This window comes from Ectopseudomonas composti (assembly GCF_001567565.1).
Taxonomy (GTDB): domain Bacteria; phylum Pseudomonadota; class Gammaproteobacteria; order Pseudomonadales; family Pseudomonadaceae; genus Aquipseudomonas; species Aquipseudomonas composti_A.
The window spans coordinates 366493-388393 of record NZ_LSSW01000022.1; the positions used below are offsets into that span (position 1 = coordinate 366493).

Below are 21901 nucleotides of genomic sequence, written 5' to 3' on the forward strand. Positions count from 1 at the left end.
GCTCAAATAATCGGCTGACTAGATTGAAGGCGCGCGTCCCAGCGCAGTTGGGCTTGCTGGAACGCCTCTTCGCGGCCCAGACCCAGCCCGCGCAGTGCGACGGCCATGGTGGCGATTACCGCGAGTCGCCCGTAGGCATCATCGTGCTCGCCGCGCCAGAAGGCGCCCAGCATGGCCGGCTCGAGTCGCTCGGGTTTGACATGGCGTTGGGCTGAAAGCGCGGGCCATTCTTCGTCCCAGTCTTCACCGCCAAGCGTGCCATGCAGGTGGCAGGTGCCGTCCGGATTGGCCTCGATCTCGCCGCCTTCTCCCTTGATCACGATGGCGTGATCACCCAGCAGGCGGCTGGCTTCGCGATGCACGGCCTGATAGCCGGGATGGAAGATGCTTTGCAGCCCACAGCGCGCGCCGAGCGGGTTGATCACTCGAGCCAGGGAATGGATCGGCGAGCGCAGGCCCAGGGTATTGCGCAGGTCGATCATGCGCTGCAGCGCCGGCATCCAGTCGCCCAGGTAGCTGTAGGCCAGGTGCTGTTCATCGAGCGATTGTTCCACCGCCTGCCAGTCGTGGCAGCAGGGAATGTCCAGTTGCTCCAGCAACTGTTCGGTGTACATGCGCCCTGCGGTATGGGCGCCACCGCCATGCATGAAGATGCGCACGCCGCTGGCGGCCAGTGCCTTGACGGCCAGCAGGTACCAGGGCAAGTGACGTTTCTTGCCGGCATAGCTGGGCCAGTCCAGGTCGACTTGAATGGAAGGGGCCTTGAGGCGTGGGCGGATGGCTTCGGTGAAGCCGGCAAGCTCCTCGGCACTCTCTTCCTTGTGCCGCAGCAGCATCAGAAAGGCGCCAAGCTGGGTGTCTTCGACCTTGCCATCGAGCAGCAGGCCCATGGCTTCACGGGCTTCCTCGCGCGTCAGGCCGCGGGCGCCGCGCTTGCCCTTGCCGAGAATGCGCACGAACTGAGCGAAGGGGTGTTCGACGGGGGTGATCAGGTTCATAGGCAATTGGTCGGTTTCGGCAGGCCGGCGAGCTTGGCCGCGAGTTTGGCGGGCGTGCCCTTGAACAGGCGATTGAGATGCAGGCTGTTGCCTTTGTCCGTGCCAAGTTTCAGGGCTGCGTACTTGATCAGTGGGCGGTTGGCCGGTGACAGCTGGAATTCCGCGTAGAAGGCGCGCAGCAGGTCGAGGATTTCCCAGTGCTCATCGCTCAGCTGCAGTTCTTCTGCGGCGGCCAGGGCCTCGGCCACGGGGCGCGACCAGTCCTGCAGGTCGACCAGATAGCCGTCCTTGTCCAGGGCGATGTCACGTCCGGCGACGTTTAGAGCACTCATAACCAGCTGTTGACCTTGGCGTAGCGGGTGCACAGCTCGACGAACTCCGGGTAGCCGACGACCTCGGCACGCTCGGGCGCCGGCAGGGCGCGCGCGGCAAGGTCTTCGTCAAGGGCATAGAGCGCGACACTGGCGGGCATCAGTTGCAGTGCCTGCAGATTGGTGGTGCCGGGCTGCAGTGCGTAGACCGCATCGCCAGTGAGCAGCAGCGCATCGCCTGCACCCAGCAGGCGCAGGCAGCTGGCCAGGCGGCTATCGGTGAACGGTGAATGAGAGAGAACATGCAGGGTGGCCATCAGAGGGTGATCACCTGATCGTAGCGGTCGAGAAGGGCGGTCAGCGCGCTGTCGTCGAGCCGCTGTACCGCCAGATTCAGCTCGCTGTCGCCAAGGCCGCGTTCGCTCAGGCTGCGCTGGCTGGCATACAGCGCCTCGACACCGAACATCGGCAGAGCCTGCAGGTTGGCTCCGAGGTCTTTCTGTTGCAGCTGGCCGGGTTGTTGGCCGGTGCTGAGCTGGAACACGCCGTCATCGAGAAACAGCATGCCGATGGGTAGGTCGAAGGCGCCGCCGGCCAACGCGATATCCAGCGCCTCGCGCGCACCAGGGCCGCTCCAGGGCGCCTGGCGGCTGATGATCAACAGTGACTTGCTCATTCACTGACCTCCGAAGCAGATCAGGCGGTCGGCCTGTTGCGCGGCTTCATGCAGTTGGCCCAGACCGGAGAGCTCCCAGGGCGCCTCCAGGTTGGCAGCCGGTCTGGCATAACGCTGCGCTTCTTCGGCGTTGAGCACGCCACGACGCAGGGCAGCAGCGATACAGACCACGGCGTCGAGTTCGTTGGCTGTGACGAACTCGCGCCACTCACGCGGCAGATCCAGCTCGTCCTGCGGGCTGACCACGTTGCCGGCGGCACTGTGCACGCCGTCCTGATAGAAGAACAGGCGGACGATCTCGTGACCGCCGGCCAATGCTGCCTGCGCAAAGCGCAAGGCGCGACGCGAGGCGGGCAGGTGAGGGGCGGCGAACAGGGCAATGGCAAACTTCATGGGGCGTCCGACGAGGCAAAACTGGGCCAATGATAAGGCCAGGGTGCGCGGCAGATAAAGAATCACTGCAGAGCAGGTGAACACGCAGGCAAGAAAAAGCCCGCCGAAGCGGGCTTAAGGGGAACGAAGCGTTATCAGTCGTCGCCGCCCATGATGCCGAAGATCTGCAACAGGCTGATGAACAGGTTGTAGATCGATACGTACAGGCTGATGGTGGCCATGATGTAGTTGCGCTCGCCGCCATGGATGATGGCGCTGGTCTGGAACAGGATGCAGACCGAGGAGAACAGCACGAAGCCAGCGCTGATCGCCAGTTGCAGGCCGCTGATCTGGAAGAAGAAGCTGGCCACAACGGCGCCAAGCAGGACGAAGAAACCGGCGGTGATGAAGCCGCTGAGGAAGCTCATGTCCTTGCGGGTCGTCAGCACGTAGGCGGACAGGCCAAAGAACACCAGCGCAGTCATGGAGAAGGCCGAGCTGATTACTTCAGCGCCATTGGCCATGCCCATGTAGCGGTTGAGGATCGGGCCGAGGGTGTAACCCATGAAACCGGTCAGGGCGAGGGTGGATACCAGGCCCCAGGCGGAGTCGCGCAGTTTGTAGGTGAGGAAGAACAGGCCGTAGAAACCGATCAGCACCACGAAGAAGTTCGGGTAGGCCACATTGGCGCGCTGGCTGAGGAACGCGACCAGCCCGCTGAAGGCCAGGGTGATGGCCAGCAGGCCATAGGTATTGCGCAGAACCTTGCTGACTTCCAGCTGGTCGGCCTGCGAATGATTTACTACGTAGTCTTGCTCTTGCATGGCGACGCTCCTGTGGCACAAGGTTTCCGATATCCGAATGGTCCCGATCATAACAGAGCCAGGCGAGGTGCCAAGACAGAGAGTTTGACAGCGTGTTGCGTTCCGGTAAGATTGCCGCCCGCACCGCTGCGGAGGTTGTGTAAGGCAGTCTCCGCACTCAAGAATATGGAAGCGTGGCCGAGTGGTTTAAGGCAACGGTCTTGAAAACCGTCGATGGGCAACTATCCGTGAGTTCGAATCTCACCGCTTCCGCCAATTCTCTAATTGCCTTGACGCAATTTCTGACCTTAATCTGGCGCTTGCTTTTTGACTGCCGTGCGCCAAGCTAGGTCAGCCCCTGGCTTTTTGCTAAGGTGACCGGCAAGTTCAACCTCACCGTCACTGCGCGGTGGCTGATTAGGTGCAACGAGGTGGCGATTGATTAGGGTCCTGGTGGTCGACGATCACGATCTGGTTCGCACGGGCATAACCCGCATGCTGGCCGATATCGACGGTCTGCAAGTCGTAGGTGAAGCCTGCACTGGCGAAGAAGCGCTGCTCAAGGTCCGTGAACTCAAGCCCGATGTCGTCCTGATGGACGTCAAGATGCCCGGCATCGGCGGCCTCGAAGCCACCCGCAAGCTGATGCGCAGCCATCCCGACATCAAGGTCGTTGCCGTTACCGTGTGCGAGGAAGATCCGTTCCCGACGCGCCTGTTGCAGGCCGGGGCTGCCGGATACCTGACCAAGGGCGCGGCGCTGGATGAAATGGTGCAGGCCATTCGCCTCGTATTTGCCGGGCAGCGCTATATCGACCCGCAAATCGCTCAGCAACTGGCGCTCAAATCCTTCCAGCCGCAGAGCAATGGCTCGCCATTCGACCTGCTGTCCGAGCGCGAGATCCAGATCGCTCTGATGATCGCCAACTGCCACAAGGTGCAGAACATCTCGGACAAGCTGTGCCTGTCGCCGAAGACGGTCAATACCTACCGCTACCGCATCTTCGAGAAGCTTTCCATCACCAGCGACGTCGAGTTGGCTCTGCTCGCGGTTCGCCACGGCATGGTCGACGCCGTCAGCTGATAATGTCCGACCAATTTGATCCGAGTGCCTTCCTGGCGACCTGCAGTGGTCGCCCGGGCGTCTATCGCATGTTCGATAGCGAGGCCCGCCTGCTCTACGTGGGCAAGGCGAAGAACCTCAAGAAGCGTCTCTCCAGTTATTTCCGCAAGACCGGCCAGGCACCGAAGACCGCAGCCCTGGTCGCGCGCATCGCGCAGATCGAAACCACCATCACCGCCAACGAGACCGAGGCCCTGCTGCTCGAGCAGACCTTGATCAAGGAGTGGCGGCCGCCGTACAACATCCTACTGCGCGACGATAAATCCTATCCCTACGTGTTTCTTTCCGACGGTGACTTTCCGCGTCTCGGCATTCACCGAGGCGCGAAGAAGGCCAAGGGGCGCTATTTCGGGCCTTATCCCAGTGCGCTGGCCATTCGCGAGAGCCTGAGCCTGCTGCAGAAGACCTTCCTGGTTCGCCAGTGCGAGGACAGCTACTACAAGAACCGCACGCGCCCCTGCCTGGAGTACCAGATCAAACGCTGCAAGGGTCCCTGCGTCGGTTTGGTCAGCCCGGAAGAATACGCCGAGGACGTGCGCCATTCGGTGATGTTCCTCGATGGCCGCAGCAATGCGCTGAGCGAGGAACTCTCGGTCAGTATGGAGAAGGCCTCGATGGCCCTGGAGTTCGAGCGCGCGGCTGAACTGCGTGACCAGATTTCCATGCTGCGCCGGGTACAGGACCAGCAAAGCATGGAAGGCGGCACTGGCGACGTCGATGTGGTCGCGGTGATGCTCACTCCAGGCGGCGCCTGCGTGCACCTGATCAGCGTGCGTGGCGGCCGCGTGCTGGGCAGCAAGAATTTCTTCCCGCAGGTGGCGATCGAAGAGGAGGGTGGTGACGTGCTGATGGCCTTCCTCGCCCAGTACTACCTGGGCAACGCCGAACGCGACCTGCCCAGCGAACTGATCGTCAACGTGCAGCACGAGGACTTCGCCACGCTGATCGAGGCCATCGAGTCGCTGCGCGGTCGCAGCCTCAGCATCAGTTTGCGCGTACGCGGCACGCGTGCCCGCTGGCAGCAACTTGCCGTGACCAACGCCGAGCAGGCGCTGGCGGCGCGCCTGGCCAACCGGCAGCACCTCGCCGAGCGTTTCGATGCGCTGGCCGCCGTGCTGGAAATGGACGAACCGCCGCAGCGCATGGAGTGCTTTGATATCAGTCACTCCAGTGGCGAGGCCACGGTGGCTTCGTGCGTGGTATTCGGCCCCGAAGGTCCGCTCAAGTCCGACTATCGCCGCTTCAATATCGAGGGCGTTACCGCTGGCGACGATTACGCTGCAATGCACCAGGCGCTGACCCGGCGCTTCAGCAAGATCAAAGATGGTGAAGGCAAGCTGCCTGACGTGCTGCTGGTGGATGGCGGCAAGGGGCAACTGGCCATGGCTCGTGAGGTGCTGCAGGAGCTGGCGGTGCCGGATCTGATTCTGCTTGGCGTAGCCAAGGGGACGACGCGCAAGCCTGGCCTGGAAGTGCTCTATCTGAATGACGCCGAGCACGAGTTCACCTTGCCAGGCAATTCGCCGGCATTGCACCTGATTCAGCAGATACGCGACGAATCCCACCGCTTCGCGATTACCGGGCACCGAGCACGTCGTGGCAAAACACGGCGCACCTCGACGCTCGAGGAAGTGGCAGGGATCGGTCCGAAACGGCGACGCGAGCTTCTCAATCACTTTGGCGGTCTGCAGGAATTGTCCCGTGCCAGTGCTGAAGAAATCGCCAAAGCACCAGGAATCAGTAAAAAGCTCGCCGAGTTGATTTATGACACTCTGCACAGCGAGTAGAATGCCCGCTCACCTCGCAGCCTAGTTGTGCCGATGAACATCCCCAACTTGCTTACCGTGCTCCGGGTCGCACTGATCCCGGTCTTCATCCTGCTGTTCTATTTGCCGTTCTCCTGGAGTTACTGGGCTGCCAGCGGAGTCTTCGCCGTTGCCGCCGTGACCGACTGGCTCGACGGCTACCTGGCGCGTCGCTGGGAGCAGGGTACGCCTTTCGGTGCCTTCCTCGACCCTGTGGCCGACAAGCTGATGGTGGCGGTCGCGCTGGTACTGCTGGCGGCAGAGCACTCCAATCTCTGGCTGACGCTGGCTGCGGCGATCATCATCGGTCGCGAGATCGTCGTATCCGCTCTGCGTGAGTGGATGGCCGAGATCGGTGCTCGGGCGCATGTTGCCGTGTCCAACCTTGGCAAGTGGAAAACCGCAGCGCAGATGCTGGCGCTGGTCATCCTGCTGGGCAATCCGCCGGTGTTCTCTTTCTGGGTCGTGTTCGGATACGTACTGCTGGTAGTTGCCGCGGTGCTGACATTGTGGTCCATGCTGCAGTACCTGCTGGCCGCCTGGCCGCACCTGAGCACCACCTCGGAAAAGAAATAAGTATTTTTGAATCAAAGGGTTGACGGCGCGATTCGATTCTATAGAATGGCGCCCGTCGACAAGACAAGCGGGAATAGCTCAGTTGGTAGAGCACGACCTTGCCAAGGTCGGGGTCGCGAGTTCGAGTCTCGTTTCCCGCTCCAGATTTACACGAGTCGCCAAGGCGGCTCGTTTGCTTCATGGCTGAGTTGCAGAGTGGTTATGCACCGGATTGCAAATCCGTGAACGCCGGTTCGATTCCGACCTCAGCCTCCAATCTAAAAGGCCTCGTAGATCCATGATTTACGAGGCCTTTTTCATTCTCCCTGGCGGCCTTTGCATGCCTTGCGAGGACGTGGAGGGCTGTATATAGTCCGGCCTTCGCACAGCGCTACCGCCCGAATGGCGAAATCGGTAGACGCAGGAGACTTAAAATCTCTCGCTCGCAAGGGCGTGCCGGTTCGAGTCCGGCTTCGGGCACCATTCATCTGTTTATAGCTGTCTCGTATAAGTCTATGAAACCCATCTAAACCGGCACTCTTGGCCGGTTTTTTTGTTTGTGGTTGTCCACTGTCGTCTCTAGGTTCAGCGCATTTGAACCTTTGCCACAGCCAATCACCTTCGCTGCAGAACACTTTTTGCCGCAGATGCGAATCAGGACCAGGTCCTGTTCTCAGATCACTGCATAGCTCTAAAGTCGTGGCTCATGACCTTGGTCTGGAGCTGTGTGCCCTGCAGCTCCAGGAAGGCGCCATGCAGGTGATCAGCGTTGTAGGTGGGCTAGTAGTTTTTCATCTGGTGGTAACTAGTCTGAGCGGGTTTGGCATGTAGCAAAAAATCGTATGAGATAATCTTGGGCCACTAATCAACTATGAAGCAGTGAATTGAACGATGGGTTTTGAGCAACTAGCTGAGCTACGCGACCGACTGCGTGCCGAAAGTGAATCGGTAAAGACCGATAGCAAAAAAACGCGTGTACAGAAGCCAACTCCCCAGAGCGCGTCTCGTGAGCATGATCCTTCGGTGGAGGCAATCTGGCGATTGCAGAAGCACTTTCCCGGGGCTTTCCCCGTTAGTCCTGCTCCCAAGGTTCCCTTGAAAGAGGGAATCCTCAAGGATGCTGAACAGCATCTGGAGTTGCTCGGAATATCCAGTGACCAGCTCAAAGCAGGTATCGCAACCTGGTGTCGAGGAAGTCGATACTGGGCATGCATGACGGAGAATGCTCCGCGCTTTGACTTGAGTGGCCAGGCAGTTGGTATGGTGAGCGCTTCTCAGGCTCTACATGCGAAGCAACAAGCCAGACGGCAGCGCGGACAGGCACAACGTAGAAAAGCAAAACCCCAAAAGCACATACAAGACGAGATAGCTGATATCGCTGAGAAATAACGTTGCCGTGCCTCGCTACCAAGTGAAGTCTGGAGCCATCTTGGCTGGAGAGGTTTTCGAGGGTGTGTCAACGTTGTTGTCAGGCTGCGCGGGGGGGGCGTACCAGCCGCGCGCACCTATGGCGCTGTAGCAATGCTCGTCAAGGGCGTTGTTCGGCCCGGAGCGCTAGTAGTAATCCTCACCCTGCCAACGCACATCGCCACCGACCTTCAGTTGCGGAACGGACTGCAAGCGATAAGTGGTCAACAGCTTGAGAGTGTCGCGCGGTGCTTTGTTGAGCAGGCGCTTGTCGTCCGAATCAAGAGCGCGAGACACTGAGCCATGACCTGCCAGAAGTCATTTTTGATCGTAGCGAACATGCTATTCCCATGCCTTAGCAAAGCCACATGTACGAGAACGCCCCCGCCATGGTCAGGGCTGAATAATACTTTGAGGTGGTGATATCTCGGGGACGTAATTGCTATAGAAGTTGCAGTGTTATCTCGATGGGGACGTCGTTCTTGTCCGAGGCTGCAGTTTATTCGGTAGGCATCAAAAGATCACAATATCGCCCTTTAAAATACAGTAAAGGACGTGCAGCCACATTTTCTTGAACGTGCAACGCTTTCACTTCACCAATCACGATCAGATGATCGCCGGCAACATGCTCGGCGTGAATCTCGCAATCTAGCCAGTGCAGACTATCGCCAATGATTGGATTGCCCAGTGGTGATGCGTGCCACTCTACGTCGTTCCACTTGTCAGCGCCTTGTCGAGCGAAGGTATTGGATATTTCGGCCTGTTCGCCTGACAGGATGTTGACTGCAAATCGACCTGCCCGGCGAATTTTGGGGTAGCTGTATGAGTTGGCGATTACACTGAATGAGACCAGTGGCGGGTTCATCGAGACGCTGTAGAACGACTGGCAAGTGAAGCCGAGCGGCTCATTGTCGATAATCGATGTAATGACCGTGATACCGGATGCATAGTGTCCGAGCGCTTCGCGAAAGCGCAATGGTTCGATTGCATTGCAAGGGAGTGACATGGTAAAACCTGAATATTAGGTGCTACTCGAAAGTGCTGGGGAGAACCTGAAGTAGCTTGCTATTTTCAAGTGTTGCTACTTTGAAAATATGGCCAGTCGATCAGTTACGACAGGCCATATTTCATCCAGTATATCCAGTGTTAGCTCAGCTGTTAGGCGGAGAGCTCTCGGCGGACTATCTCTGCGCCGGCACTCAATGCATTCAGCTTGCCTCTGGCAACTCGACGAGGCAGTGGTGCCATGCCGCAGTTGGTGCAAGGACAAAGTTTGTCGGCGTCTACGAACTGAAGCGCTTTGCGTAGAGTGTTGGCCACTTCTTCAGGTGTCTCGATGGTGTTGGTTGCCACGTCAATGGCACCGACCATCACTTTCTTTCCGCGAATGAGCTCGAGCAACTCCATCGGCACGCGAGAGTTCTGGCACTCCAGCGAGATGATGTCGATGTTCGACTTCTGCAGTTTGGGGAAGATTTCTTCATACTGGCGCCACTCTGAGCCGAGCGTCTTCTTCCAGTCAGTATTGGCCTTGATGCCGTAGCCATAGCAAATATGCACGGCCGTCTCGCACTTCAGTCCTTCGATAGCTCGTTCTAACGTAGCAATACCCCAGTCATTGACCTCGTCGAAGAATACATTGAATGCAGGTTCGTCGAACTGGATGATGTCAACGCCTGCCGCTTCTAGTTCCCTGGCTTCCTGATTGAGAATCTTGGCGAATTCCCACGCCAGCTTTTCACGGCTTTTGTAATGCCCGTCGTAAAGCGTGTCGATCATGGTCATGGGGCCAGGCAGAGCCCATTTGATGGGCTGCTTGGTTTGCTGACGCAAAAACTTGGCATCTTCAACAAACACAGGTTTTGAGCGACTGACAGCTCCTACAACCGATGGCACGCTCGCGTCATAGCGGTCGCGGATTCTAACGGTCTCACGCTTCTCGAAATCGACGCCGTCGAGGTGCTCAATAAAGGTAGTGACGAAATGTTGGCGAGACTGTTCACCATCACTGACGATATCGATACCTGCTTGTTGTTGCTCTTGCAGCGACAAACGCAGCGCGTCCTGCTTACCTTCAGTCAGTTCTTCATCTTGCAGTTTCCAGGGAGACCAAAGCGTTTCTGGCTGCGCAAGCCAGGAGGGCTTGGGCAAGCTGCCGGCAGTCGACGTAGGCAATAATTTATTCATTATGGACAACCTTGTATTCTGGTAAATCAGAGGCCGCAGCTAGCGGACCATTGTTCAAGAACGGCTTGGTAAGGCTTGATGAAATGTTGCTCAGTAAACCGGCCTTGCTCAACAGCCAGTCGGCTACGCTCTTCGCGGTCGTAAACCACGCGAGTCAACGAGTGATCTTGGTTCTTCAAGTTCGGCTGATAGCGTTGTCCGGCTGGAGCATTGGCGTTATAGATTTCTGGGCGGTAAATTTTTTGGAAGGTTTCCATAGTGCTGATGGTGCTGATCAACTCAAGGGCGGTGTAGTCATTGAGCAAATCACCAAAGAAATAGAATGCTAATGGCGCAGCGCTGCCGGAAGGCATGAAGTAACGAACCTGCAAGCCCATCTTCTTGAAGTAGCTTTCCGTCAAGGATGACTCATTGGGTTGATATTCAAACCCAAGTACAGGGTGCTGATTCTCAGTGCGACGATAGACTTTATTGTCCGACACGCTGAGGCAGATAACAGGCGGCTTGCTGAAGTTCTGCTTGTAAGCTTCAGAATTAACAAAATGCTTGAAAATCTTTCCGTGCAAATCACCGAAGCCGTCTGGAATGCCGAATGTTGGTTGGCTTTTGTTGTGCTCCAGCAACAGCACGCTAAAGTCATAATCCCGAACGTAAGAGGAGAAGTTGTTGCCGACAACGCCCTCTATACACCTGTTGGTTTTTTTATCGAAAATGCTGGTTTTCAATACCTCAATCGCAGGAAAGGTATTGTCATTAGCCTCGGAGCTGACATTCATTTCGACGGAGATAATGTCGAGCTCAACGGAATAACGATCACCCTGAGGGTTATCCCATTGCGCCAGGGCATTGAAACGATTGTCAATCATCCTTAGCGCGTTGCGCAGGTTATCTTGACGGTACTGCCCGCGGGCCAGGTTGGCAAAATTTGTAGTGAGGCGGGTACTGTCTGATGGCTGGTAGTTCTCATCAAAGCGAATACTTTTTACGGTAAATGTAAATTCTTGACTCATCTCGAACCGACCTAATATTCAATACAGCCCTGAGTTCGTTTTGACGCTTCAGGGTTCCGATTGGTTTTTCTGTGCTGCTGGAAGCAGGGAGGACTGCATTTTAGGTAGCGCGCTGCTTGAGCAGAACTGATCTTATTTCACCCGATCATTAGCTGCCCTCATGATCAAAAGCGTCGCTAAAGCGCTCATGCCATTACGGCGAAAACGTGATTTGCTCTCACTGTGCGAGGTTATGGCTGCTTGCCCTGCCTAAGAACGTCAAGGCGAATAAACGAGTGGCTTTCTCGCTGATAGATGTCGGTATGCGCATACGCCACAACCCGCCCATAGCGCCGGGTGACGCTAGAGCGAGTTTTTCTGACGTTCTGAATGATTGCGGGCGCCTCGTCGCCAACCTGTCCTATTGTTTGCTTTGCTTGGGAAATCGCGCCGTGCGACTGGTTGAACGGCACACCGTGCTGCTCAGTAAAACGGATGTTCTCGTCCTTGCGCAGCAGGTATTCCTTCTGCGAGTTGATGTTGGGGTTGTAGAAAAAGATGGTGTAGTCGATGCCGGACACCGTGATCGCTTCCATCACTTCGCCGGAACAAGGGCCATCATCTCCCTACCGCGTGGTGGCCGGGGTGACTCTCTTGCCGTTGTCGGCTGGCTCGATGCTGGTCTCGCCATGTGGGTAGATGCGCGCCACGCAGAAGGCGCATAGCGCCAACACTGCCGGGCACAGGGCCAGAATGGCGAAGCTTCTGACCACCGGCAGACCGCTGTTGAGTACATAGGCACCCAGCAAGGGGCCGAGGATCGAACCGACCTTGCCCACCGAGGCGGCCCAGCCAGCGCCATTGGCGCGAATCGCGCTGGGGTAGAAGATCCCGGCGATACTGGTGATCCCGTAGTGGCTGCCTTTGACGAAGATCGCCCCGATCAGACTGAGTGCGATAAACGCGTTGCCCTGCAATCCAGCGACCCCCAATACCAGCAGGAAGGGCAACGACAGCAATGGGTAGACCATCACCGCATAGGGCCCCTTGCGGTCGACGAAGCGCATCAATAGCAGGCCTGCCATGGCGCCGCTTCGCCGAGATCGCCCGGGTTCGTCTGCTGCCTCTGCCCTGGGATATCACCGGCTACGACATCCATCTGCATTGGCACACCCGCTTCCACCACGATTCGGCCAACCGATGGCTGCGGGAAACCCTGATTGAACTGCTCGCTGACTTTCCATCGTTGCGTACCCTCGAATAGCGAGTCAGGGCCACGCCTGGCGAGCCTGCCAGCAGGCCTATCGCTCGGCGCTCATCTGGTACGGGGCCAGCAAGGTTCTTTCGTGGTCGGGGACGCGCATCGGTTTGCGCGTCTCGCCATCCAGGGTGACGACGGTGGTGTGTGCCTGCACACAGCGTTGGTCGTTCTGCCACAGCTCCTGGACGAAGCGGATGGAGCTGTTGCCGATGCCTTCGACCGCCGTACGTACCGTTACGGGCGCACCCCAGTGCAGCTCCCGGATGAAATCGACATTCAGGTTGACCACCATGGTAGGCACCCGGGAGCCGAGTTCTTCGCGAAACAGCGCCGCGCGGCCGTCGGCCAGCCAGACGGGAATCACGGTGTTGTTGATATGGCCGCGCATGTCGGTCTCGCTGAAGCGCGGCTTGATCGAAGCGTCAAAGAAAGTGCTCATGATCCTCTCCTGGGTTGGCCGCCTCCGTCCGGCTGCAGGCAGGCTGTCAGCCGGACGGAGGCGGGCGTGGTCAGCGTTTCTCAGACCCGCTCGATGATCAGCGCCACGCCCTGGCCGACCCCGACGCACATGCTGCACAGCGCATAACGGCCTTGCTGGCGCTCCAACTGGTTCAGCGCGGTGGTGACCAGCCGCGCTCCGGAAGCGCCCAGTGGATGGCCGATGGCGATGGCGCCGCCGTTGGGGTTGATCCGCGGGTCGTCGTCCTGCAGCCCCAGGCGCCGGCAAACGGCGATGGCTTGTGAAGCGAAGGCCTCGTTGAACTCGATCACGTCCATCTGCCCGATATTCAGGCCGCTCAGGCCCATGACCTTTTCCACCGCCGGTACCGGGCCCATGCCCATCAGGCGCGGGGCGACACCGGCGGTGGCCATGGCCACGACCCGGGCGCGTGGCTTCAGGCCGTGTTTGTCGACGGCTTCGCCACTGGCCATCAGCAGCGCGCAGGCGCCATCGTTGATGCCCGAGGAATTGCCGGCGGTCACCGTGCCATCGGCCTTGACCACACCCTTCAGGCCGCTGAGTGCGTCGAGCGTACTGTCCGGGCGCGGGTGCTCGTCCTGGCGGATGATGCGCTCCGGCTTGCGCGGTTGGGTGATGGTCACCGGCATGATTTCCCGCTCGAAGAAACCCGCTTCCTGGGCGCTTTGCCAGCGTTGCTGGCTGCGCAGGGCAAAGGCGTCCTGATCGGCACGCGACACGCCTTCTTCCTCGGCCACGTTCTCGGCGGTCAGGGTCAGGGCGTCGACGCCGTACAGCGCCTTCATCTTCGGGTTGACCAGGCGCCAGCCGATGGTGGTGTCTTCCAGTTGCTGGCCGCGGGCGAAGGCCTGCTCGGCCTTGGCCACCACATAAGGGGAGCGGCTCATGCTTTCGACGCCGCCGGCGATCATCAACTGTGCTTCGCCGCAGCGCAGGGCGCGGGCGGCGCTGCCCACCGCGTCGAGGCCGGAGCCGCACAGGCGGTTGAGCGTCGCACCGGGCACCGAGATCGGCAGTCCCGCCAGCAGCGCGGCCATGCGCGCGACGTTGCGGTTGTCTTCGCCGGCCTGGTTGGCGCAGCCATAGATCACGTCATCGACCAGGCCCCAATCCAGGTCGGGGTTGCGCGCCATCAGCTCGGCGATGGGCAGGGCGGCCAGGTCATCGGTGCGAACCGAGGCCAGGGCACCATTGAAACGGCCGAACGGCGTGCGAATCGCATCGCAGATATAAGCTTCTGACATGGGCCTTACTCCTCTGTATCGGGTGCCAACAGGGTGGCAGCGCCACGCTCCTGGCCTTTGCCGGAGGCTTCGACGAAGCCATCCAGGGCGGCATTCAGTGCACTCGAACCCATGCTGCGGGCGATGAACACCGGCCCGCCGCGCCAGCGTGGGAAGCCGTAGCCGTGGACGAGAGCGATATCGACATCCTCCGGGCGCTGGCAAACGCCTTGCGCGAGCAGCAGCAGGGCTTCGTTGATCAGAGCCAGCACGGCGCGCTGCTGGATTTCTTCATCACTGAAGGCTCTGGCTTCGATGCCTTTGTCACGGCGATAGCCGGTGATGATCTCGGCGACTGCGCTGTCCGTCTGTGGCTTGTTGTCCTCGCCATAGCGGTAGTAACCCTTGGCCGTCTTGCGGCCGAGGCGACCGGCTTCGCAGAGCAGATCCGGGATACCGACGTAGCGACGCAGGTGCCGTGTGGCGGCGGTCTGCTGGCGCATCCGCCAGGCGATATCCAGGCCCGACATGTCGGCTACCTTGAACGGGCCCATGGCGAAGCCGTATTGCTCCAGGGCCGTGTCGATCTGCTCGGGGCTGGCGCCTTCTTCGAGCATGAACTCGCACTGGCGGCGATAGGCGGCGTACAGGCGGTTGCCGACGAAGCCCCAGGCGTTGCCGACGACGATGGCCTTTTTCTTCAGGCGCTCGGCGAATTTCAGCGCCGCGCACAGCGCTTGCTCGCCGGTCGCACTGCCGCGCACCACTTCCAGCAGGGCCATACGCTGCGCCGGGCTGAAGAAATGCAGACCGAGTACGCGCTCGGGGTGAGGAATGCCTTCGGCGATTGCGTCGATGTCGAGGTAGGAGGTGTTGGTCGCCAGCAGGGCGTGGCTGCTCACCTGTGCGGCGAGTTGCTGGAACAGCGCCTGCTTGGCCGCCATGTCTTCAATGATCGCTTCGATCACCAGGTCGGCCTTGGCGACGGTCTGGATGTCCTGGCTGGCCGTGAGGCGGGCGAGGATGGCATCGCGCTTGTCGGCGCTCAGACGCTGGCGCTCGACGTCGCGCGCCAGCTCGTCTTCGATGCGCTTGACGCCTGCGGCGAGTGCTTGCGCATTCAGTTCGAGCAGATCCACCGTGCAGCCGGCCTGCAGTGCGCACAAGGCGATACCGCTGCCCATGGTGCCGGCACCGATGACCGCGACCCGTTCCAGCACCCGTGCTTCTGTCGGTTGCGCCGGGACATAGGGTTCGGCGCGTTCGGCGAAGAACAGATAGCGCAGGGCCTGGGCCGCTTGGCTGCCGCGCAGGGCGAGAAAGGCCGCGCGCTCTTTGCCGATGGCCTGGGCAAAGCTCATCTCGTCTGCAGCTAGAACCACCTCGGCGGCAACCGCTGCAGCCGGCAGACCGCGCGCGCCAGTGATCAGCTTCTGGGCTCGGGCATGCAGGGCGGCCTTGTCCTCGGCAGCCACGGGGCGCGCACTCAGTGGTCGTTTGCCGCCCTGGTATTGGCGAGCAAAGGCCAGTGCTTCGGCATATTGCTCTGCTTCGTCGCTGGCGCTCAGCAGATGATCCACCAGGCCCAGTTCCAGGGCCTTGGCGGCCTTGATCGGTTTGCCGCTGACGATCATCTCCAGCGCCGTGCCCAGACCGACTGCGCGAGGCAAGCGCTGGGTGCCGCCGGCACCGGGGATGATGCCCACCGTGACTTCCGGCAGGCCCAGGTTGGCGTTGGCCGTGGCCAGGCGAGCATCGCAGGCCAGGGCCAGCTCCAGGCCGCCGCCCAGGGTGTGCCCCTTGACCAGTGCGATCACCGGCACGGGGCAGGCTTCCAGGGCCGCCGTCACCTGGGGCAGGGTGGGCTCGGTGGGCTCGTTCTCCAGCTCGCGCAGGTCGGCGCCGGCCATCAGGTTGCGCCCGGCGCCGGTCAGCAGCACCGCACGGGCCCGCGCCATATCCAGGCTCGCCAGGGCGTGGAGAATGCCTCTTCTGACCGCGTCGGTACTACTGTTGACTGGCGGATTGTCGAGGGTGATCACGGCGATCTCGCCCTCGTAGGCCAGGTGCGCCTGACCGTTGCTCAGGGCTTCAGCCATAACGGCGTTCTCCGCTGACTTCTTCGTCGGCCTGCTCCAGCACCAGTACGGCGTCGGCCGCGACTACGCCCTGGCCTTCGGGCAGGACGAACAACGGGTTGATTTCGGCCGTCACCAGGCGTTCGCCAAAGGCGGCGACCAGGGCGGAGAAATTGACGATGGCCTGGGCCAGTGCTTCGGTATCACGGCGCTTGGAACCGCGATAGCCGTCGAGCAATGGCCAGGTGATCAACTGCTGCATCATCGAGTGAGCCTGCTCCAGGGTCAGGCCACCCTGCCCGGGCAGCATGCGCAGCGCGGTGTCCTTGTACAGCTCGGCGGTGACGCCGCCGGCACCCAGCAGAATGGTGGTACCCAGGGCGTCGCGGTTGGCGCCGAGGATCAGCTCGTGACCGCCGGCTACCATGGCTTCGACGAGGAAGCGATCCGGGCGGTAGCCGACGTGGCCGGCTACGTCCGTGGCCATCTTGTCGAAGCGTGCGCCGATGCTGTCGGCTGTCTGCTGCAGGGCCACGCCGCCGATATCGCTCTTGTGCAGCAGCTTGGCGTCCAGCACCTTGAGCACCACCGGCTGCTGCAGTTCGCGAGCGGCCTGTACGGCTTCTTCACGGCTGGCGACCACGCGGCTCTGCGGCACGCGCAGCCCTACCTGGCTGAACAGCGCCTTGGCGGCGGCCTCATCGAGCGAGCCTTCAGCCTGCTCGACCATCGCCGGCAACGGGATGCGTGGCGCGGCTGCCAGGTTGGTCAGCGGCTTGGCGATGAGATCCAACGCGCCGAGCACGGCGCTGCAGCTTTCCGGCGAGCTGAAGCCCGGAATGCCGGCGCTGTTCAGGCGCTTGAGGGTATCGGGGGCATAGGGGCTGACGTAGGCCAGCACGGGTTTGTCGTTGGTGTCCAGGCAGTCCTGAATGGCGCTGACCACCAGGTCCGGCATGGCCAGGCCGGAGGAGCCGATAATCACCACCAGCGCGTCGTAGCTGTCGCTGGCCAGCAGGGTGCGGATCGCCTGGCGCAGCAGGTCGGGTTGCAGGCCGGCCAGGGTCACGTCGATCGGGTTGCGGTCGAGCGCGGTGGGGGTGTCGCCCTGCAGGGCGCGCAGTTTTTCGGCCGTTGCGGCATCCGGGGCCGGGGTGTCGAAATGGTTCATGCCCAGGCTGTCGGCGATCAGCGTGCCAGCACCGCCGGTGGAGGTCAGGATGGCCACACGGCGGCCAGCCAGACGGCGCCCGGCGACCAGTACGGCGGGGATGTCGAGGAATTCGTCGAAGGTGTTGGCACGGATCACCCCCAGCTCTCGGAAGAAGGCATCGTAGACGCGGTCTTCGCCGGCCAGCGCGCCGGTATGGGAGCTGGCGGCGCTGGCACCGGCTTCGGAGCGGCCGATCTTGAACACCACCAGCGGTTTGCCCGCCGCACGGGCGCGCAGTGCCACTTCACGGAAGCGTTGCGGGTTGCGTACGCTTTCCAGATAGAGGGCGATGACCTTGGTGTTGTCGTCATCTACCAGGTAGTCGATGAAGTCGCTGACTTCCAGATCCACCTCGTTGCTGGTGGAGATCAGCGAGGAGAGGCCGATGCCACGGCCAGCAGCGCGAGAGAGCAGGGCGCCGAGAATGCCGCCGCTCTGGGAGACCACGGCGACATGGCCGGTGGGCAGGTCGCTGATCTCCAGGGCACCGCTGGCGGACAGCGGGATGCGCGCGGACAGGTTGACCAGGCCGATGGTATTAGGGCCCAGTATGCGCATCGAACCGGCGGCGGCTTTCAGCTCCTCCTGCAGGTTCAGACCGCCTTCACCGGCTTCGGCAAAACCGCTGGCCAGCACTACAGCGGCCTTGCAGCCGATCTTGGCCAGCGAGCGCACGGCATCGATGCTGCGCTTGGCGCTGAGCAGCACCAGGCCGACGTCAGGCGCCTGCGGCAGCTCCTCGATGCTGGCGTAGCAGGGCAGCCCCTGGATCTCGCTGGCTTTCGGGTTGACCGGGTAGATGGCCCCCTCGAAGCCGTGCTTGAGCAGATAGGAAACCGGGCGTCCCGAGGTCTTGTTGACGTCCGCCGAGGCGCCGATGACGGCGACGCTTTTCGGATTGAGCAGGGCATCGAGCGGGTTCATTTGCCGGCCTCCTTGGCGCTGTCGAGGAAGGCCTGCACCGAGGCGCGGTGTTCCTGCGAGGTGTAGCAGATACCCTGGGCCTTGCTGCCTTCGGCGAACACCTGGTGTTCGGCCATCTCGTAGCTGCGGTTGATGATGGACTTGGTCAGGGCAGTGGCAGTGCGCGAGCCACGGCTCATCTCGTCGGCCATGGCCATTGCGCTGCTCAGCAGATCGTCGGCCTCGCAGAGGCGGTCGGCGATGCCCAACGCCAGCGCTTCTTCGGCCGGAACACGGCGGCCACTGAAGATCAGCGCCTTGGCCCGCGCCAGGCCGACCCGCCGTGGCAGGAAGTACAGGCCGCCACCATCGGGGATCAGGCCGCGCGCGATGTAGGCCCAGGTAAAGGTGGCCGGGCGCGCGGCGACGACGAAGTCGCAGGACAGCGCCAGATCGGCGCCCAGGCCTGCAGCAGCGCCATTGACGGCGGCGATGGTGGGGATGGGCAGGTTGAGCAGCAGGCTGGCGGCATAGTGCACGCCTTGCTGGCGCTCCCAGCCGTTGAAACCAACGACGGCCGGATCAGCCTCCATACGCGCCTTCATGCCGGAGATATCACCACCCGCGCAAAAGCCCTTGCCGGTGCCCGTGACGATGAGTGCACGAACGCTGCGATCGCTACGCAACTTCTCCAGCAACTGAACCAGTTCGGCGCGCATGGCGTCGCTCATCGCATTGCGTTTTTCTGGTCGGTTGAGGGTCAGGACGGCAATGCCGTTTTCCTGTTGAAAGTTGATCAGAGTGTTCTGGCTCATTGTTGGATCTCTTGTAATTAGATAAACCGATTCGAGTTATGCCTGGCACTAGGCAGGCTGATTGCGGCCGGGAGACTGCAGGTGTTAGTTGAACCTTTAGTTCGGTCGTCATCCTATTTGGCATTCTTCGATCAACATGCCTGCTGTTCAAATGACTAAAGATGTCGACTGGTCTAACAAAACGTTGGGATGCCCTTCGACTGCTCAGGCAGTGGGTTAGGCGTCGAGCGTGGGGTGAGTCGCGGGGTGGCCAGGTTCCTGCTTGAAGGGCCCGTATTTGTTGGGTTCTCGCCCGTTTCGGCTGGCTCGGCGGTGGTGCATGACAAACAACCTGCTGCTCTAGGCCAAATAAATTATCAGTTCAGGGCGGCCTGGCGTTCGGTCATAGTGAGGGCGCGGTAACAGATGGGTTGAATACTGCCGGTTATAAATCCTACGCCCGAAGGATGCAGGGCACGTGCATGCTCGGATGCCTTAGCAAGTAGACGGCCCAATACAATAAAAACAACTGCGTCACCGGACGCGGGAAATCCGTGGCAACGGTCGCGGTGAGAGGAAGTAAAGATGAACACATCAAGTGTGTCGGCAACTTCAGGGAAAGCGAAGAAGCCGATGGCGGGTGCACGCAATGCGCAGCCGCTGATCAGAGTTCCTGCAGCTGTGTTGGATGTTCTTGCCGGGCTCATCCTGCTGGGCGTGTTTGGGTGGTATGGCTGGGCTGCTCTGCAGCTACCCGCTTCGTTGAATCCCAATGCAATAGGTGTCGGCGAGTTCCCGACGATCATCGCCTTCGCAGCTCTGCTATCCGTGGTGCTGATGCTCTGTCTCGGTGTGGTCAGGTGCTTGCGGCACTCGCCTCAGGACGTGACCACTATCTGCCGCCCCTGGTCGGTCGTCCTGGCAATCCTGATATTGCTGGGGATCGGCACTTATCTGGACAAGCTGGGCCCCGTTATCGGGGTGGCTGCACTTTCCGCTCTGCTCATGCTGGCTGCCGGTGAGCGTCGACCGCTCCAGATCACGGCTGTTTCGTTGGGGCTGAGCGCGGGTCTTTACGCCATCTTCATCCTGGCTCTCGGCGTCAGCTTTTCTTGAGGTGTCACCATGTTCGAAAATATCTTGATCGGGTTTTCGGCCTTCGCCGACCCGTTGGTACTGGTCGGCCTGATTGTCGGGGCACTGCTGGGCTACATGATCGGCGCGCTGCCGGGCTTGGGCCCGAGTCTTGGCGTCGCCTTGCTAATTCCGTTCACCTACAGCCTCGATCCTCTGGTGTCGATCGTGACGCTGATCTCCCTGTATGCGGCTGCTGAATATGGTGGAGCCATTTCCGCCATCCTGATCAACTCCCCCGGTACTGCAGCCGCCGTGGCGACGTCCTGGGATGGTTTTCCGCTGACCCAGCAAGGCAAGGCCGGCGTGGCCTTGAACATATCGATCATTTCCTCGGGAGTGGGCATCTTCGTCAGTGCTTTGCTGTTGCTGCTGACAGCGGTACCTCTCTCGGAGTTCGCGCTCAACTTTGGACCTACCGCCTACTTTGGCCTGGCTCTGGTGGGCTTGAGCCTGGTCTCGACCCTGTCCAATGGCTCGCCTGTAAAAGGTGCCATCGCCATGTGCATCGGCCTCGCCCTGGCCACGGTCGGGCTCGACACACAGACCGGCGTTCCTCGTTTCAGCCCGAACCCCGAGTTCTTCGAGGGCTTCCCGCTGGTGCCGGTGTTGCTGGGGCTGTTCGCGCTGTCGGAAGTGCTGTTCATGATTGAGGCCGGGCCTTCCGCCAAGGTCAAGAGCCATCCCATGAATGGGATTCTGGCGGTGCCGCTGAAGACCTTCGGCAAGTTGAAGTTCAACCTGCTGCGTAGTTCCGTGATCGGCTATGTGATTGGCGTGGTGCCTGGGGCTGGAGCTTCCATTGCCTCCTTCGTGTCCTATGCCGTGTCGAAGAAAGCCTCGAAAACCCCCGAGCAATTCGGTAAGGGCAGTGTCGAGGGTATTGCTGCTTCGGAGTCGGCCAACAACGCGGCGGTATCCGGCGCGCTGGCGCCGCTCTTCGCCTTGGGGATTCCCGGCTCTCCGACCACCGCCATCATGATCGGCGCGCTGATGATCCATGGCATTCAGCCGGGACCGTTGTTGTTCACCACCAACCCGGAGATTCCCTACACCGTCATCGCGGCGCTGTGGGTCAGCGTGCCGGTAATGATCATCATTGGTCTGGCTGGGGCCAAGTACTGGGCGAAGGTGGCAGACATCCCGCGTCCGGCGGTCGCTGCCACGGTATCGGCCATCTGCCTGATGGGGGCTTACGCCTCCGAGAACTCGATGTTCCCCGTTTACGTCACCCTGGCCTTCGGTGTGCTGGGTTATGTCCTGCGCAAGCTGGATATTCCGCTCGCCCCCATCATTCTGGCGCTGGTGCTCGGGGAGATGCTCGAAACCAACTTCCGCCGGGCGCTGGTCATTTCCAATGGCGACTACTCGGTGTTCTACAGCAGCCCGCTGACCTTGGTGCTGCTTGGGGTTGCGGTGCTTTCCTTCGCCATGCCGGCGTTGAAGTTCATGCGCGGCAGGCTCACCCGTCGACTCGCCTGATGATGGCCTCCATGGAGCTGGACGTTTCTTCGCACAAGGCGGTGGCTCTGTAAAAACTGGCCGGAGCGGGGGGCTGACAAGCCTCCGCACGCTTCGGCAAGGAGCCA

The 21901-nt window shown here is 60.7% G+C and carries 22 protein-coding genes, 4 tRNA genes and 1 pseudogene; 10 read left to right on the top strand and 17 right to left on the bottom strand.

What is annotated here, in order from left to right; genetic code table 11:
* Positions 1–2 precede the first annotated feature (2 nt).
* The 6 genes from PCLY_RS10880 to PCLY_RS10905 all read right to left on the bottom strand — a co-directional run bounded on the left by PCLY_RS10880 (position 3) and on the right by PCLY_RS10905 (position 3181).
* Positions 3–998, bottom strand: a complete 996-nt coding sequence (locus tag PCLY_RS10880) for a glycosyl transferase family protein (RefSeq protein ID WP_061239314.1) — start codon at positions 996–998, stop codon at positions 3–5.
* Positions 995–1330, bottom strand: a complete 336-nt coding sequence (locus PCLY_RS10885; RefSeq protein ID WP_061239315.1) for a TusE/DsrC/DsvC family sulfur relay protein — start codon at positions 1328–1330, stop codon at positions 995–997. The genes PCLY_RS10880 and PCLY_RS10885 overlap by 4 nt, the downstream gene beginning before the upstream one ends.
* Complete coding sequence (gene tusB / locus PCLY_RS10890) at positions 1327–1626, bottom strand: sulfurtransferase complex subunit TusB (RefSeq protein ID WP_061239316.1); 300 nt, start codon at positions 1624–1626, stop codon at positions 1327–1329. The genes PCLY_RS10885 and tusB overlap by 4 nt, the downstream gene beginning before the upstream one ends.
* Positions 1626–1985, bottom strand: a complete 360-nt coding sequence (tusC, locus tag PCLY_RS10895; protein WP_061239317.1) for a sulfurtransferase complex subunit TusC — start codon at positions 1983–1985, stop codon at positions 1626–1628. The genes tusB and tusC overlap by 1 nt, the downstream gene beginning before the upstream one ends.
* Positions 1986–2378, bottom strand: coding sequence for a sulfurtransferase complex subunit TusD (gene tusD, locus PCLY_RS10900; protein WP_061239318.1), 393 nt, complete (start codon positions 2376–2378; stop codon positions 1986–1988).
* Positions 2379–2512: 134 nt separating this feature from the next.
* Positions 2513–3181: a Bax inhibitor-1/YccA family protein gene (locus tag PCLY_RS10905; RefSeq protein WP_061239319.1), complete on the bottom strand. Its 669-nt coding sequence runs from the start codon at positions 3179–3181 to the stop codon at positions 2513–2515.
* A 167-nt stretch (positions 3182–3348) separates the two neighbouring features.
* Here PCLY_RS10905 and PCLY_RS10910 point away from each other — a divergent pair.
* The 8 genes from PCLY_RS10910 to PCLY_RS24460 all read left to right on the top strand — a co-directional run bounded on the left by PCLY_RS10910 (position 3349) and on the right by PCLY_RS24460 (position 8031).
* Positions 3349–3436, top strand: a tRNA-Ser gene (locus tag PCLY_RS10910).
* 162 nt (positions 3437–3598) lie between these two features.
* Positions 3599–4243, top strand: a complete 645-nt coding sequence (gene gacA / locus PCLY_RS10915; protein ID WP_061239320.1) for a response regulator transcription factor GacA — start codon at positions 3599–3601, stop codon at positions 4241–4243.
* A gap of 2 nt (positions 4244–4245) precedes the next feature.
* Positions 4246–6069, top strand: a complete 1824-nt coding sequence (gene uvrC / locus PCLY_RS10920) for an excinuclease ABC subunit UvrC (protein WP_061239321.1) — start codon at positions 4246–4248, stop codon at positions 6067–6069.
* A gap of 33 nt (positions 6070–6102) precedes the next feature.
* Complete coding sequence (gene pgsA, locus PCLY_RS10925; protein ID WP_061239322.1) at positions 6103–6663, top strand: CDP-diacylglycerol--glycerol-3-phosphate 3-phosphatidyltransferase; 561 nt, start codon at positions 6103–6105, stop codon at positions 6661–6663.
* Between the two features lie 67 nt (positions 6664–6730).
* Positions 6731–6806 (top strand) — tRNA-Gly (locus PCLY_RS10930).
* A 38-nt stretch (positions 6807–6844) separates the two neighbouring features.
* Positions 6845–6918, top strand: a tRNA-Cys gene (locus PCLY_RS10935).
* A 120-nt stretch (positions 6919–7038) separates the two neighbouring features.
* Positions 7039–7125: transfer RNA gene (locus tag PCLY_RS10940), tRNA-Leu, on the top strand.
* A gap of 408 nt (positions 7126–7533) precedes the next feature.
* Positions 7534–8031: a ProQ/FinO family protein gene (locus PCLY_RS24460; protein ID WP_082768054.1), complete on the top strand. Its 498-nt coding sequence runs from the start codon at positions 7534–7536 to the stop codon at positions 8029–8031.
* Positions 8032–8196: 165 nt separating this feature from the next.
* Here the strand turns inward: PCLY_RS24460 and PCLY_RS25165 are convergent, their stop codons facing one another.
* From PCLY_RS25165 to PCLY_RS10990, 11 genes and pseudogenes are all read right to left on the bottom strand, one after another.
* Complete coding sequence (locus tag PCLY_RS25165; protein ID WP_231740141.1) at positions 8197–8346, bottom strand: hypothetical protein; 150 nt, start codon at positions 8344–8346, stop codon at positions 8197–8199.
* Between the two features lie 202 nt (positions 8347–8548).
* Positions 8549–9055: a flavin reductase family protein gene (locus tag PCLY_RS24470; protein WP_082768055.1), complete on the bottom strand. Its 507-nt coding sequence runs from the start codon at positions 9053–9055 to the stop codon at positions 8549–8551.
* Between the two features lie 152 nt (positions 9056–9207).
* A complete protein-coding gene (locus tag PCLY_RS10950) occupies positions 9208–10236 on the bottom strand; it encodes a methionine synthase (RefSeq protein WP_061239324.1) in 1029 nt (342 codons plus the stop codon).
* A 26-nt stretch (positions 10237–10262) separates the two neighbouring features.
* The gene (locus PCLY_RS10955; RefSeq protein ID WP_061239325.1) at positions 10263–11246 is read right to left on the bottom strand and encodes a DUF1852 domain-containing protein; all 984 of its coding nucleotides are present in this window, start codon (positions 11244–11246) and stop codon (positions 10263–10265) included.
* A 230-nt stretch (positions 11247–11476) separates the two neighbouring features.
* Positions 11477–11830: pseudogene (locus tag PCLY_RS25170) on the bottom strand (epoxyqueuosine reductase QueH); the annotation flags it as partial.
* Positions 11831–11851: 21 nt separating this feature from the next.
* Positions 11852–12310 (bottom strand): MFS transporter, encoded by a 459-nt coding sequence (locus tag PCLY_RS10965; RefSeq protein ID WP_061239327.1) that lies wholly within the window; start codon positions 12308–12310, stop codon positions 11852–11854.
* Positions 12311–12526: 216 nt separating this feature from the next.
* On the bottom strand, positions 12527–12925 hold the full coding sequence (locus tag PCLY_RS10970; RefSeq protein ID WP_061239328.1) for an acyl-CoA thioesterase: 399 nt from the start codon (positions 12923–12925) through the stop codon (positions 12527–12529).
* Between the two features lie 80 nt (positions 12926–13005).
* Entirely contained in the window at positions 13006–14211 is a 1206-nt protein-coding gene (gene pcaF / locus PCLY_RS10975; RefSeq protein WP_061239329.1) for a 3-oxoadipyl-CoA thiolase, read from the bottom strand.
* Positions 14212–14216: 5 nt separating this feature from the next.
* Complete coding sequence (locus PCLY_RS10980) at positions 14217–16289, bottom strand: 3-hydroxyacyl-CoA dehydrogenase NAD-binding domain-containing protein (RefSeq protein ID WP_061239330.1); 2073 nt, start codon at positions 16287–16289, stop codon at positions 14217–14219.
* Positions 16282–18405, bottom strand: coding sequence for an acetate--CoA ligase family protein (locus PCLY_RS10985; protein WP_061239331.1), 2124 nt, complete (start codon positions 18403–18405; stop codon positions 16282–16284). Before PCLY_RS10985 ends, PCLY_RS10980 begins: the two co-directional genes overlap by 8 nt.
* On the bottom strand, positions 18402–19199 hold the full coding sequence (locus PCLY_RS10990; protein ID WP_061239332.1) for an enoyl-CoA hydratase/isomerase family protein: 798 nt from the start codon (positions 19197–19199) through the stop codon (positions 18402–18404). The genes PCLY_RS10985 and PCLY_RS10990 overlap by 4 nt, the downstream gene beginning before the upstream one ends.
* 564 nt (positions 19200–19763) lie before the next feature.
* Between PCLY_RS10990 and PCLY_RS10995 the strand changes: the two genes are divergently transcribed.
* Both PCLY_RS10995 and PCLY_RS11000 read left to right on the top strand, forming a co-directional pair.
* Complete coding sequence (locus tag PCLY_RS10995) at positions 19764–20294, top strand: tripartite tricarboxylate transporter TctB family protein (protein ID WP_061239333.1); 531 nt, start codon at positions 19764–19766, stop codon at positions 20292–20294.
* A 9-nt stretch (positions 20295–20303) separates the two neighbouring features.
* The gene (locus PCLY_RS11000) at positions 20304–21794 is read left to right on the top strand and encodes a tripartite tricarboxylate transporter permease (protein ID WP_061239334.1); all 1491 of its coding nucleotides are present in this window, start codon (positions 20304–20306) and stop codon (positions 21792–21794) included.
* Positions 21795–21901 lie beyond the last annotated feature (107 nt).

Coding starts and splice junctions, on each gene's coding strand:
- PCLY_RS10905 (WP_061239319.1), bottom strand. CDS start 3,181: ATGCAAGAGCAAGACTACGTAGTAAATCATTCGCAGGCCGACCAGCTG.
- PCLY_RS10880 (WP_061239314.1), bottom strand. CDS start 998: ATGAACCTGATCACCCCCGTCGAACACCCCTTCGCTCAGTTCGTGCGC.
- PCLY_RS24470 (WP_082768055.1), bottom strand. CDS start 9,055: ATGTCACTCCCTTGCAATGCAATCGAACCATTGCGCTTTCGCGAAGCG.
- PCLY_RS10885 (WP_061239315.1), bottom strand. CDS start 1,330: ATGAGTGCTCTAAACGTCGCCGGACGTGACATCGCCCTGGACAAGGAC.
- tusD (WP_061239318.1), bottom strand. CDS start 2,378: ATGAAGTTTGCCATTGCCCTGTTCGCCGCCCCTCACCTGCCCGCCTCG.
- PCLY_RS10985 (WP_061239331.1), bottom strand. CDS start 18,405: ATGAACCCGCTCGATGCCCTGCTCAATCCGAAAAGCGTCGCCGTCATC.
- PCLY_RS10995 (WP_061239333.1), top strand. CDS start 19,764: ATGAACACATCAAGTGTGTCGGCAACTTCAGGGAAAGCGAAGAAGCCG.
- tusB (WP_061239316.1), bottom strand. CDS start 1,626: ATGGCCACCCTGCATGTTCTCTCTCATTCACCGTTCACCGATAGCCGC.
- PCLY_RS10950 (WP_061239324.1), bottom strand. CDS start 10,236: ATGAATAAATTATTGCCTACGTCGACTGCCGGCAGCTTGCCCAAGCCC.
- PCLY_RS10990 (WP_061239332.1), bottom strand. CDS start 19,199: ATGAGCCAGAACACTCTGATCAACTTTCAACAGGAAAACGGCATTGCC.
- PCLY_RS10965 (WP_061239327.1), bottom strand. CDS start 12,310: ATGGCAGGCCTGCTATTGATGCGCTTCGTCGACCGCAAGGGGCCCTAT.
- uvrC (WP_061239321.1), top strand. CDS start 4,246: ATGTCCGACCAATTTGATCCGAGTGCCTTCCTGGCGACCTGCAGTGGT.
- PCLY_RS10955 (WP_061239325.1), bottom strand. CDS start 11,246: ATGAGTCAAGAATTTACATTTACCGTAAAAAGTATTCGCTTTGATGAG.
- PCLY_RS11000 (WP_061239334.1), top strand. CDS start 20,304: ATGTTCGAAAATATCTTGATCGGGTTTTCGGCCTTCGCCGACCCGTTG.
- PCLY_RS10980 (WP_061239330.1), bottom strand. CDS start 16,289: ATGGCTGAAGCCCTGAGCAACGGTCAGGCGCACCTGGCCTACGAGGGC.
- PCLY_RS24460 (WP_082768054.1), top strand. CDS start 7,534: ATGGGTTTTGAGCAACTAGCTGAGCTACGCGACCGACTGCGTGCCGAA.
- PCLY_RS10970 (WP_061239328.1), bottom strand. CDS start 12,925: ATGAGCACTTTCTTTGACGCTTCGATCAAGCCGCGCTTCAGCGAGACC.
- tusC (WP_061239317.1), bottom strand. CDS start 1,985: ATGAGCAAGTCACTGTTGATCATCAGCCGCCAGGCGCCCTGGAGCGGC.
- pgsA (WP_061239322.1), top strand. CDS start 6,103: ATGAACATCCCCAACTTGCTTACCGTGCTCCGGGTCGCACTGATCCCG.
- pcaF (WP_061239329.1), bottom strand. CDS start 14,211: ATGTCAGAAGCTTATATCTGCGATGCGATTCGCACGCCGTTCGGCCGT.